This window comes from Nonomuraea sp. NPDC004702, assembly GCF_053601695.1.
Map to the genome: position 1 here is coordinate 15,115 of NZ_JBSGCE010000015.1, position 11,903 is coordinate 27,017.

Annotated in this window: 11 protein-coding genes; 7 read left to right on the forward strand and 4 right to left on the reverse strand. The window is 72.6% G+C overall.

The genetic code is table 11. The annotated features are described in order from the left end of the window. Nucleotides 1-5: 5 nt before the first annotated feature. Together rhaI and ACWEJ6_RS20040 are read right to left on the reverse strand one after the other, a co-directional pair. Complete coding sequence (gene rhaI / locus ACWEJ6_RS20035; RefSeq protein WP_452425234.1) at nucleotides 6-1,160, reverse strand: L-rhamnose isomerase; 1,155 nt, start codon at nucleotides 1,158-1,160, stop codon at nucleotides 6-8. Nucleotides 1,161-1,170: 10 nt separating this feature from the next. Continuing rightward, entirely contained in the window at nucleotides 1,171-1,488 is a 318-nt protein-coding gene (locus tag ACWEJ6_RS20040; protein WP_452425236.1) for an L-rhamnose mutarotase, read from the reverse strand. 133 nt (nucleotides 1,489-1,621) lie between these two features. Here ACWEJ6_RS20040 and ACWEJ6_RS20045 point away from each other — a divergent pair, with 133 nt between their 5' ends. From ACWEJ6_RS20045 to ACWEJ6_RS20075, 7 genes are all read left to right on the forward strand, one after another. Further along, nucleotides 1,622-2,623 (forward strand): LacI family DNA-binding transcriptional regulator, encoded by a 1,002-nt coding sequence (locus ACWEJ6_RS20045; RefSeq protein WP_452425238.1) that lies wholly within the window; start codon nucleotides 1,622-1,624, stop codon nucleotides 2,621-2,623. Next, nucleotides 2,620-4,029 (forward strand): rhamnulokinase, encoded by a 1,410-nt coding sequence (locus tag ACWEJ6_RS20050; protein ID WP_452425240.1) that lies wholly within the window; start codon nucleotides 2,620-2,622, stop codon nucleotides 4,027-4,029. The genes ACWEJ6_RS20045 and ACWEJ6_RS20050 overlap by 4 nt, the downstream gene beginning before the upstream one ends. Before the next feature lie 103 nt (nucleotides 4,030-4,132). Then, a complete protein-coding gene (locus ACWEJ6_RS20055; protein ID WP_352364948.1) occupies nucleotides 4,133-4,423 on the forward strand; it encodes a hypothetical protein in 291 nt (96 codons plus the stop codon). A gap of 5 nt (nucleotides 4,424-4,428) precedes the next feature. Next, entirely contained in the window at nucleotides 4,429-7,656 is a 3,228-nt protein-coding gene (gene fdh, locus ACWEJ6_RS20060) for a formate dehydrogenase (protein WP_452425443.1), read from the forward strand. Nucleotides 7,657-7,719: 63 nt separating this feature from the next. After that, nucleotides 7,720-8,502 (forward strand): 4Fe-4S dicluster domain-containing protein, encoded by a 783-nt coding sequence (locus ACWEJ6_RS20065; protein WP_352364982.1) that lies wholly within the window; start codon nucleotides 7,720-7,722, stop codon nucleotides 8,500-8,502. Next, nucleotides 8,499-9,503 (forward strand): NrfD/PsrC family molybdoenzyme membrane anchor subunit, encoded by a 1,005-nt coding sequence (gene nrfD / locus ACWEJ6_RS20070; protein ID WP_452425243.1) that lies wholly within the window; start codon nucleotides 8,499-8,501, stop codon nucleotides 9,501-9,503. Before ACWEJ6_RS20065 ends, nrfD begins: the two co-directional genes overlap by 4 nt. 164 nt (nucleotides 9,504-9,667) lie before the next feature. Continuing rightward, nucleotides 9,668-10,204, forward strand: coding sequence for an NUDIX hydrolase family protein (locus tag ACWEJ6_RS20075; RefSeq protein WP_352324412.1), 537 nt, complete (start codon nucleotides 9,668-9,670; stop codon nucleotides 10,202-10,204). A gap of 96 nt (nucleotides 10,205-10,300) precedes the next feature. Here the strand turns inward: ACWEJ6_RS20075 and ACWEJ6_RS20080 are convergent, their stop codons facing one another. Together ACWEJ6_RS20080 and ACWEJ6_RS20085 are read right to left on the reverse strand one after the other, a co-directional pair. Beyond that, the gene (locus ACWEJ6_RS20080; protein WP_358285861.1) at nucleotides 10,301-10,819 is read right to left on the reverse strand and encodes a peptidoglycan recognition protein family protein; all 519 of its coding nucleotides are present in this window, start codon (nucleotides 10,817-10,819) and stop codon (nucleotides 10,301-10,303) included. 125 nt (nucleotides 10,820-10,944) lie between these two features. After that, complete coding sequence (locus tag ACWEJ6_RS20085) at nucleotides 10,945-11,829, reverse strand: MurR/RpiR family transcriptional regulator (protein ID WP_387665209.1); 885 nt, start codon at nucleotides 11,827-11,829, stop codon at nucleotides 10,945-10,947. Nucleotides 11,830-11,903 lie beyond the last annotated feature (74 nt).

The window sequence follows — 11,903 nt, forward strand, 5'->3', positions numbered from 1 at the left end:
GATGGTCAGGCCCCCCAGCCGGCCTGCGTGCCGCCGACGCGCTCGGCAGCGATTTTCTCGAAATATCCGGACTTGGCGTACGCGGCCATCGGGTCGGGCGCGAGGCCCGTCTCCTTGCGCAGTTCGGCGAGCAGCGGCCGCACGTCGGTGTTGTAGGCGTCCATGAGCACGGCGTTCGCGCCCAGCACGTCTCCTCCGGCCTGGGCGGCGGCCAGCGCGTCCCGGTCGACGAGCAGCGCCTTGGCCGTGGCCTCCTGGACGTTCATGACCGAGCGGATCTGGCCGGGGATCTTGGGCTCGATGTTGTGGCACTGGTCGAGCATGAACGCCACGCCCGCGGCCAGGCCGCCGCCGCGCACGACCTCGTACATGATGCGGAAGAGCTGGAACGGGTCGGCCGCGCCCACCATGAGGTCGTCGTCGGCGTAGAAGCGGGAGTTGAAGTCGAAGCCGCCGAGCTTCCCCTCGCGCAGCAGGAACGCCACGATGAACTCGATGTTGACGCCCGGCGCGTGGTGGCCGGTGTCCACGACGACCTGCGCCTTGGGGCCGAGCCTGAGGCAGTGGGCGTAGGCGGTGCCCCAGTCGGGCACGTCGGTGGTGTAGAAGGCGGGCTCGAACAGCTTGTACTCCAGCAGGAAGCGCTGTCCCTCGCCGAGCCGGGCGTACACCGCGGACAGGGCCTCGGCCAGGCGGTCCTGGCGGGCGCGGATGTCGTCCTGGCCGGGGTAGTTGGTGCCGTCGGAGAACCAGAGCTTGAGGGTGTCCGAGCCGGTGGCGTCCATGATGTCCACGCACTCCAGCAGGTGCGCCAGCGCCTTGCGGCGGACCGCCGGGTCGGGGTTGGTGACGCTGCCGAGCATGTAGGCGTCGTCCTGGAAGACGTTGGAGTTGATCGCGCCGATGCCGACGCCGAGCTCGCGGGCGTGGGCGGCCAGGTGGCCGTAGTCGGCCACCTTGTCCCAGGGGATGTGCAGGGCGACCGTGGGCGCGACGCCGGTGTGGGCGTGCACCTGGGCGGCGTCGGCCAGTTTCTCGTACGGGTCGCGCGGCACGCCCCGCTGCGCGAACACCTTGAACCGGGTGCCGCTGTTGCCGTACGCCCACGAGGGCGTCTCGATGTGCAGCGCGCGCAGGGCGGCCTTGATGTCAGTGGTCATGACTTCCCGATCAGTCCAGGTGGAACACTTCGTCCAGCGGCCGCATGCCCTCGTCGGGCCGGCCGTCGAGGTCTTCGAAGAAGGGCGCCATCTCGGCCTGCCAGCGGGCGTTGACCTCGGTGGCCTCCATCGCCTTCCTGGCGGCCTCGAAGTCGGCGGTCTCCAGGTAGCCGACCAGCAGGCCGTCCTCGCGCAGGAAGAGCGAGTAGTTGTGCCAGCCGGCGCGGCGCAGCGCGTCGAGCATGTCCGGCCAGACGGCCCGGTGGCGTTCGCGGTACTCCGCCAGCCGCTCGGGACGGACCTTGAGCAGGAAGCAGACGCGTCGCACGGTCACCCCTCTTCAAAACGTTTTAATCTGTCGCGGAGGAAACTACGATCACACGGGGGCGCTGTCAATGCGTCGCCCGGTCAGATCGGTGGCACTGGCCAACATCACCGTTGGTACGTTTTAATGTGGCGCCATGGCCATGGTCAGCATCAAGGACGTCGCCGCCCGCGCCGGCGTCTCCCCGGGGACGGTCTCCAACGTCCTGAACAGACCGGCGAAGGTCGCCCCGGCGACCCGCGAGCGGGTGGAGGCCGCGATCCGGGAGCTCGGCTTCGTCCGGCACGGATCGGCCTCGACCCTGCGCGCCGGCCACAGCAGGACGATCGGCCTGAGCGTCATCGACATCGGCAACCCGTTCTTCACCGAGGTCGCCGCCGGGGTCGAGGACGTCGCCAGCGAGCTGGGTTACGCGGTGATCCTCGGCAACTCGGCCGGCTCCCCGGACAAGGAGGAGCGCAACCTCGGCGTGCTGGCCGAGCAGCGGGTGCGCGGCGTGCTGATCACCCCGTCCGGCGAGGACCCGGCCCGGCTGGACCGGCTGCGCGAGCGCGGCATCAGCGTCGTGCTCGTCGACCACCCGGCCCACCGGCCCGACCAGTGCGCGGTCGCGGTGGACGACGTCGCGGGCGGCCGGGCCGCGGTGCGGCATCTGCTGGCCAGGGGCGGGAACGGCGTCGCGTACGTGACCGGGCCGCTGACCATCCGGCAGTGCGCCGAGCGGCGGCGGGGCGCGGCGCAGGCGCTGGCCGCGGCCGGGCTCGACCCCGCCTCGCTGCGGGTGGTCGGGGCGGCCGCGATGACCGCCCGCGCGGGTGAGAAGGCCGCGGCCGACCTGATGGCGGACGGCCTGCCCGAGGCCGTGTTCTGCGCCAACGACCTGCTCGCGCTGGGCGTGCTGCGGGCCCTGCTGCGCGCCGGGGTGCGGGTGCCCGACGACGTGGCGCTGATGGGCTACGACGACATCGAGTTCGCCGCCGCCTCGGCCGTGTCGCTCAGCTCGATGCGGCAGCCGACGTACCAGCTCGGCCGCATCGCCACCGAGCTGCTGCTGGACGAGTGCGACAACCCGGCCGAGCACGCCCACCAGCACATCATGTTCCAGCCCGAACTGGTCGCGAGGGAGTCCACCCAATGAGCCGATTCGCCGCCGTGGACCTGGGCGCCTCCAGCGGCCGGGTGCTGGTCGCCGACCTGTCGGACGGACTCGCCACGTCCGTGGTCCACCGCTTCCCCAACGGCCCGGTCCGCCTGGCCGGCCGCCTCCACTGGGACGTCCTGGGCCTCTACCGCGAGATCCTGGCCGGTCTGCGCGCGGCCGGGCCGGTCACCTCGATCGGCGTCGACTCCTGGGCCGTCGACTACGGCCTGCTGGACGAGACCGGCGCGCTGCTCGGCAACCCGGTCCACTACCGCGACGACCGTACGCGGGGGGTGGCCGGGCAGGTGGCCGAGCTGATCGGGGCCGAGGCGCTGTACGCGGTGTCCGGGCTGCAGGTGCTCCCGTTCAACACGATCTACCAGCTCCTGGCCGACCGGCTGGACGGGGCCGCGACGATGTTGCTCGTCCCCGACCTGATCGGCTACTGGCTGACCGGCGAGATCGGCGCCGAGGTGACCAACGCCTCGACCACCGGCCTGCTCGACGTGCGCACCCGGTCCTGGGCGGTGCCGCTGATCGACCGTCTGGGCCTGCCGGAGGGGATCTTCCCCCGGTTGCGGCAGCCGGGCGAGCCGATCGGCGGGGTGCGCCGCGACGTCGCGGCGGAGATCGGCTTCTCGGCGCCGGTGCGGGCGGTGGCCTCGCACGACACCGCCTCGGCCGTGGCCGCCGTGCCGGCCGCCGGGCCCGCCTTCGCCTACGTCTCGTGCGGCACCTGGTCGCTGGCCGGGGTGGAGCTGGCCGCCCCCGTGCTCACCGAGGCGGGCCGGGCGGCCAACTTCACCAACGAGGCCGGGATCGACGGCACCGTCCGCTACCTGCGCAACGTCATGGGGCTGTGGCTGTTGCAGGAGTGCCTGCGGGCCTGGCCCGGCTCCTCGCTGGGCGACCTGCTGGCGGCGGCGGCGCGCGAACGTCCGTTCGCCGCCGTGGTGGATCCCGACCTGCCGGTGTTCCTGCCGCCGGGCGACATGCCCGCGCGGATCGCCGCCGAGTGCCGCCGCACCGGGCAGCGGCCTCCCTCGACGCCGGCGGGCATCGTCCGCTGCGTGCTGGAGAGCCTGGCGCTGGGGCACCGCAACGCGATCCGGCAGGCGATGGAGCTGTCCGGCCGCGAGGTGGAGGTCGTGCACCTGGTGGGCGGCGGGTCGCGCAACGAGCTGCTGTGCCGGTTCACCGCCGACGCCTGCGGGCTGCCGGTCGTGGCCGGGCCGGCCGAGGCGACCGCGCTCGGCAACGTCCTGGTGCAGGCGCGCACGGCCGGGCTGGTCGCCGACCTGGCCGGGATGCGCGCGCTGGTGGCCGACACGCAGGAGTTGCGCCGCTACGAGCCCTCCGGCGACGCCGCCGCCTGGACGGAGGCCGCCGCCCGCCTGGCCTGACGCCAACTGTCCCCCAAGTACGCCTTTGACCTGGGACTTCGGGTTTCCTCCTGCCTGCGAAGGGGAGGACCGGAATCGGGGGGCACGGGCGCCGGGGGGAACGATGCCGAGCAAGGAGCGGGTGCTGCGGCTGCTGTCGCAGGGGCTGGACTATGCCGAGATCGCCAGGTTGCTGGGCGTGCCCGCGGGGCGCGCGTACCTGATCGCGACGGGCGTGCCGGCCGACGGGAGCGACGCGGTGGCACGCCGGCGCGGACGGCCGGGCCTGCTGGCCGGGCGTACCCAGCACCTGGTCAACCCGCGCGAGGTCGGGCCGGTCGAGCGCGGCGACGTGCGCGCCTGGATGCGCGAGCGGGCCTGGAGCGACCGGCGCATGCGCCAGACGGGCGCGTGAGCGGCATGGGGTTCTCCTGGCCGCTGCTGCGGCAGCTCACCGGCAAGGACAAGCTCGGCCGGGCCGCCGCGGTGAAGTCGCCGCGCACGGGCGCGCACCCGGCCCGGACGGCCGCCGCCGACCGCGTGGTCAAGTCGGTGTGCCCGTACTGCGCGGTGGGCTGCGCCCAGAACGTCTACGTCCGTGATGAGAAGGTCGTGCACATCGAGGGCGACCCCGACTCCCCGATCAGCCGGGGCCGGCTGTGCCCGAAGGGCGCCTCCAGCCTCCAGCTCACCACCGGCTCCGGACGGCTGAGCAAGGTCCTGTACCGCCCGCCGTACGCCGCCGACTGGCAGGAGCTCGACCTGGAGACCGCCATGGACATGGTGGCCGACCGGATCATCGCTACCCGCCGGGCGACCTGGGAGTGGGAGAACAAGGGCCGCCGGGTGGCCCGCACGATGGGCATCGCCAGCCTGGGCGGCGCGACGCTGGACAACGAGGAGAACTACCTCATCAAGAAGCTGCTCACCGCGCTCGGCGTGGTGCAGATCGAGAACCAGGCGCGGGTGTGCCACAGCTCGACCGTGGTGGGGCTCGGCACGTCGTTCGGGCGCGGCGGGGCCACGACGTTCCTGCAGGACCTGCAGCACTCCGACTGCGTGCTGATCCAGGGGTCGAACTTCGCCGAGGCGCATCCGGTCGGGTTCCAGTGGGTGATGGAGGCCAAGGCCCGCGGCGCGGTGGTCATCCACGTGGATCCGCGGTTCACCCGCACCAGCGCGCTGGCCGACCTGCACGTGCCGATCAGGGCGGGCTCGGACGTGGCCTTCCTCGGCGCGATCGTCAACCACGTGCTGGAGAACGAGCTGTTCTTCCGCGACTACGTCCTGCACTACACCAACGCGGCGACCATCCTGCGCGAGGACTACCGCGACGCCGAGGACCTCGACGGCCTGTTCTCCGGCTTCGATGCCGAGAACCGCTGCTACGAGGACGACACCTGGCAGTACGAGGGCATGCACACCGTCGCGGCCTCCGGCGAGCGGGACGAGGACTACGACCGGCCGGCGGGCAGCCTCCCGGCCGGCCGCGCCGAGGTGCAGGGCGGCACCGGCGTCCCGCTGGGCGGCGAGATGCGGCGGGACGAGACGCTGCGGCACCCGCGCTGCGTGCTGCAGGTGCTGCGCCGCCACTTCGCCCGCTACACGCCGGAGATGGTCCAGCAGGTGTGCGGGGTGCCGCCGGAGCTGTTCGCCCAGGTCTGCCGCCACCTGACGGAGAACTCGGGGCCGGAGCGGACCGCCGAGTTCGTCTACGCGGTGGGCTGGACCCAGCACAGCGACGGCGCCCAGTTCATCCGCACCGCCAGCATCCTGCAGCTCCTGCTCGGCAACATCGGCCGCCCCGGCGGCGGAATCCAGGCGCTGCGCGGGCACGCCAGCATCCAGGGCTCCAGCGACATCCCGACGCTGTTCAACCTGCTGCCCGGCTACATCCCGATGCCGCACGCCCACGAGCACGAGAAGATGCGCGACTTCCTGCGCGCCGACGCCTCCTGCCGCGGCTTCTGGGCGAACATGCCCGCCTATCTGGTGAGCCTGCTCAAGGCGTGGTGGGGCCCGGCGGCCACGCGCGACAACGACTTCCGCTTCGACTACCTGCCGCGCCTGACCGGCTCGCACAGCACGTACGACACGGTGCTCGCGCAGCTCGACGGCACCTGCAAGGGCTACCTGCTGCTCGGCGAGAACCCGGCGGTGGGCTCGGCCAACTCCCGGATGCAACGCCTGGGCATGGCCGAGCTCGACTGGCTGGTGGTGCGCGACCTCAACCTGATCGAGAGCGCCACCTGGTGGAAGGACGGCCCCGAGATCGAGACGGGCGAGCTGACCACTTCCCGGATCGGCACCGAGGTGTTCTTCTTCCCCGCCGCGGCCCACACCGAGAAGAGCGGCAGCTTCACCAACACCAACCGCTGGCTGCAGTGGCACCACCGGGCCGTCGAGCCGGCCGGCGACGCGCGCAGCGACCTGTGGTTCATGTACCACCTCGGGCGGATCATCCGGCAGAAGCTGGCCGGTTCCGCCGACCCGATGGACCGGCCCCTGCTCGACCTCACCTGGGACTACCCCGTCGAGGGCGAGACGGCCGAGCCGGTCGCCGAGGCGGTGCTCGCCGAGATCAACGGCTGGGACGCCGAGGGCCGGCCGCTCGACGGCTACAGCCAGCTCAAGGACGACGGCTCGACGGTGTGCGGCTGCTGGATCTACTGCGGCGTGTACGCCGGCGGCGTCAACCGGGCCGCCCGCCGCAAACCGGCCGCCGAGCAGGACTGGGTGGCCGCCGAGTGGGCGTGGGCGTGGCCGGCCAACCGGCGGGTGCTCTACAACCGGGCCTCGGCCGCGCCGGACGGCCGTCCGTGGAGCGAGCGCAAGAAGCTCGTCTGGTGGGACGCGGACGCCGGCCGCTGGACCGGCCTCGACGTGCCGGACTTCGAGGAGCGCAAACCGCCGTCCTACCGGCCCGAGCCGGGGGCGCAGGGACCGGCGGCGTTGTCGGGCATCGACCCGTTCATCATGCAGGCCGACGGCAAGGGCTGGCTGTTCGCCCCCTCGGGCGTGGTCGACGGCCCGCTGCCCAGCCACTACGAGCCCCAGGACTCGCCGGTCGCCAACCCGCTCTACGGGCGGCAGCGCAACCCGGCCCGCAAGCTCTACCGGCACGAGGACAACCGGTACCAGCCGAGCGGGGCCGAGCCGGGCGCGTCGGTCTACCCGTACGTGGTGACCACGTACCGGCTGACCGAGCACTTCACGGCGGGGGGCATGAGCCGGCACACGCCGTACCTGGCCGAGCTGCAGCCGGAGATGTTCTGCGAGGTCTCGCCCGAGCTGGCCGCCGAGCGCGGGCTCGTGCACGGCGAGTGGGCCACGATCATCACCGCGCGCAGCGCCATCGAGGCCCGCGTGCTGGTCACCGACCGGATGGCGCCGCTGCACCTGGACGGCAAGGTCCTGCACCAGATCGGGCTGCCCTTCCACTTCGGCCCCAACGGCCTGGCCACCGGCGACGCGGCCAACGAGCTGTCGGCCATCTCGCTCGACCCCAACTCCCACATCCAGGAGGTCAAGGCCCTGTCGGCGGACATCCGCCCCGGGCGCAGGCCGCGTGGCCCGGCCCTGTCGGAGCTGGTGCTGGCCTACCGGCGGCGGGCGGGCGTGACCGAGCACACCGGAACGGAGGTGTGAGCCGTGGCCTTCGACCTCGACCGGGCGCCGCTCGACGCCGGCTACGACGACCCGCCCAGGCGCATGGGCTTCTTCACCGACACCAGCGTCTGCATCGGGTGCAAGGCGTGCGAGGTGGCCTGCAAGGAGTGGAACGCGGTGCCGGAGGACGGGCTGCTGTTCACCGGCATGTCCTACGACAACTCCGTCGGGCTCGGCGCCGACACCTGGCGGCACGTGGCGTTCGTCGAGCAGCGCAAGCCGCTGGGCCACCAGGAGACCGGCGCCCGTGACCTGGACTTCCGCTGGCTGATGGCCTCCGACGTGTGCAAGCACTGCACGCACGCGGCCTGCCTGGACGTCTGCCCGACCGGCTCGCTGTTCCGCACCGAGTACGGCACGGTCGTCGTCCAGGAGGACGTCTGCAACGGCTGCGGCTACTGCGTGCCCGCCTGCCCGTTCGGGGTGATCGGCCGGCGCGCGGAGACCGGCACGGCCGCCAAGTGCACGATGTGCTACGACCGGCTGGAGGTCGGCCAGGAGCCGGCCTGCGCCAAGACGTGCCCGACGGACTCCATCCAGTTCGGCGAGCTGGACGAGCTGCGCGAGCGCGCCGACCGCCGTCTGGAGCAGGTGCGCGCGGCGGGCGTGTCCTCGGCCCGCCTGTACGGCCACGACCCGGCCGACGGCGTGGGCGGCACCGGCGCCTTCTTCCTGCTGCTGGACGAGCCCCAGGTGTACGGCCTGCCGCCGGACCCCGTGGTGACCACCGCGGACCTGCCGTCGATGTGGCGGCACGCCGGCGCGGCGGCGCTGGTCCTGCTGGCCGGGATGGCCGCCGCGGCGGCCTGGAGGAGGGGCGGATGAGCAACCAGACCGACGTGCGCCTGGACGACGCGCCCGGCCTGCGCACCGAGCGCGAGGCCACGCCCGGCTCGGCGGGCCGCGGCAGCCGCTCGCTGCGGCCGCCCGAGCCGGAGGCGGGTTCCTACTACGGCCTGCCGGTGCTGAACAGCACGCCCTGGAGCGACCACGACATCGCCGGTTACCTGTTCCTCGGCGGCCTGGCCGGCGCCTCCTCCACGCTGGCCGCCGCCGCCGAGCTGACCGGACGCCCGGCGCTGGCCCGCGCCGCCAAGGTGGCCGCCCTGGGCGCGGTCGGCGGCTCGCTGTACTCGCTGATCCACGACCTGGGCAAGCCGTCGCGCTTCCTGAACATGTTGCGGGTGTTCAAGGTGACCTCGCCGATGAGCGTCGGCACCTGGATCCTGACCGCGTACGGGCCGCAGGCCGGGCTGGCCGCGCTCACCGGGGTGACCGGGCGGTTCCCCCGGCTGGGCCGGGCGGCCACGGTGGGGGCCGGGCTGACCGGGCCGGCGCTGGCCACCTACACCGCCGCGCTGATCTGCGACACCGCCGTCCCGGCCTGGCACGACGGGTTCAGGGAGATGCCGTTCCTGTTCGCGGGCTCGGCCGCCGCGTCGGCGGGCGGGCTCGGCATGCTGGCCGCGCCGGTCGCGCAGGCGGCCCCGGCCCGGCGGGCGGCGGTGCTGGGGGCGGCCCTGGAGTGCGCGGCGGCCGTCCGCATGGAACGCCGGATGGGCCTGACCGCCGAGCCGCTGCGGCGCAGCCGCCTGCTCAGGGCGGGCCAGGCGCTGTCGGTCGCGGGCGCCCTGCTCGGTCAGGGCCTGGGCGCGCGCAGCAGGGTCGCGGCGGTGGCCGCGGGGGCGGCCCTGCTGGCCGGGTCGGTGTGCACCCGGTTCGGGATCTTCCACGCCGGGACGGCCTCGGCGTGCGACCCCCGGTACACCGTCGAGCCGCAACGCCGGCGGCTCGCCAAGTCGAGAGCGGAGCGTGATCTGTCATGAGAAGAGTCGCCGAGTACCTGCCGTTCATGGGCATCGTGCTGGTCGTCTGCACGGCGTCGTGGATCGCGGGCAGGAGCAGGCCGGCCCGGCGGGCCTGACCCCGTCCGGGGATCGGTCGGTGGGGCTTACGCTGTCAGTGGCGGCGCGGGGCATACGATCGGCAGATGACCGAAAAGACCGAAACCGCGCCTGGATGGCTGGCACCCGAAGAGCTCGAGTCGGTGCGCGGCCAGTTGCCGATCCTCTACATCGACGCCGTGCCGGTGCGCGTCGACGAGACCGGCGTGGTGACCCGCGTGGGCCTGTTGCTGCGGATCGCGGCGGACGGCACGGTCAGCCGGGCGCTGGTCTCGGGGCGGGTGCTGCACCACGAGCGCATCCGCGACGCGCTGCTGCGCCACCTGGAGAAGGACCTCGGGCCGGTGGCCCTGCCGCGCATCCCAGTCTCGCCGCAGCCCTTCACCGTCGCGGAGTACTTCCCGACGCCGGGCGTCACGCCGTACCACGACCCGCGCCAGCACGCGGTGTCGCTGGCCTACATCGTGCCCGTGGCCGGTGACTGCCGGCCCCGGCAGGACGCCCTGGACCTGGTCTGGTTCACCCCGGAGGAGGCGTCCTCGCCGGCCGTGCAGCAGGAGATGACCGGCGGCCAGGGCGTGCTGCTCAAGCAGGCGCTGGCCCACGTGGGCCGGCTGGTCTAGCGCCCCGCCTCTCGTCGCGCACGCGGTGGCCGTCGAGGCCGCCATGGACGTCCGTGGCGGCCGCCGCTCGCGGGGTGTCCTCGGGACGCATGCGGCTCAGGGGCGTTCGGCGCCCCCTCGCACCCAGTGGTAGAGCGGGTCGCCGGGGCAGTCGGTGTCGTAGCCGTCCCGGTGGCCCTTGACCTCGTCGCCGGCGTCGCCGTGCTCGCGCAGGTACTCGATGGCGTCGACGAGGGCGTTGAGCAGGTCGTCGTTCGGTTCGGTGAACCCGGTGTTGCCGAGCAGGGCGAGCACGGCGTAGTGGCCGGAGTTGAGCCCCGGGCCGTTGGCGGCGGGCAGGACGTGCGGACCCCGGCCCATGAAGGTGCGCCGGTGCGGGCAGCACACCATGTTGTAGCCGAGGTCGATGTAGGTCTCGCCGCGCCCGCCGGACATGTGCATGCGCTGGATGTCCCTGACCAGGTCGACGCACTTGTCGTGGTTGTCGGCGTCCGGCAGGTCGGATGGCACCTTCCCGCCGGTGTAGTGGATCTTGACGCCCCTGGTGGACGCCAGCCGGGTGTAACTGGTCGTGGGCTTCTTGGCGTGCCAGTCGGCACGGGTGATCAGCTGCATGTGGTGTCTCTCCTGGTAGACGATGCCTCGCCACCAGAATGTCAACTTAAAGTAGCCGTGTCATCACTTTTTGTCACTAGATTCACGTGCCGCCAAAGAAAGACTTCCATGCTGGTCAGGCCGGTTCACCCCCGCTTGTGCACCGTCCGGTCGTGGACGACCGCGTAGGTGTTGCGCAGGGCCGCCATCGACTCGTCGTAACTGGCCGCGGCCACGCCGGTGAACAGGCAGTCGACGACCATGAGCTGGGCGATGCGGCTGCCGAGCGCGCCGGAGCGGAACTGGGTCTCGCGGGCGGCCGTCGTCAGCGTCACGTCGGCGGTGGCGGCCAGCGGCGAGTCGCGGAAGTTCGTGATCGCCACCGTGGCCGCGCCGGACCGGCGGGCGATGGCCAGGAACTCGACCGTGTCCACGGTCGCGCCGGTGTGCGAGACCGCGACGGCCACGCAGCCGGCGTCGAGCGTGGCCGCCGACGTCCAGGCCGAGTGGGCGTCGTGCCAGTTGATCGCGGTACGCCCGATGCGCGAGAGCTTCTGCTGCAGGTCGAGGCCGACCAGCGCGCTCGCGCCCACGCCGAAGGTGTCGATCCGGCGCGCGGCCAGCAGCAGGGCGACCGCCCGGCCCAGGGCCCGCATGTCCAGGGAACGGGCCGTGTCGGCGATGGACAGCGTCTCGTTGGTGGCGACCTTGGAGACGATGCCCTCCAAGCTGTCGTGGCGGTCGATGTCGCCCGACACCTCCGGCAGGCTCGACGTGGTCAGCTCCTCCCGGGCGGCGGCCCTGGTCAGGTCGATCCGGAAGTCCTTGAAGTGGGCGTATCCCATGCGCTGGTAGAAGCGCACGACCGAGGTCGTCGAGGTGGCGCAGCGGGCGGCCAGCTCGGCGATGGACAGGTTCGCGGCGGCGGCCGGGTCGCCGGTGAACGTCTCGGCGATACGCCGCTCCGACGGCCGTAATGCGGGCATGGCCGCACGGATGCGGATCAGCAGGCTTCCGTCGTCCTCGACCATTCGTCATCCATCCCTGTTGAGGAAATTTAGTACACCAGTGGTAGGGTCTGCGTAATTTTATGACCTACTGCCCC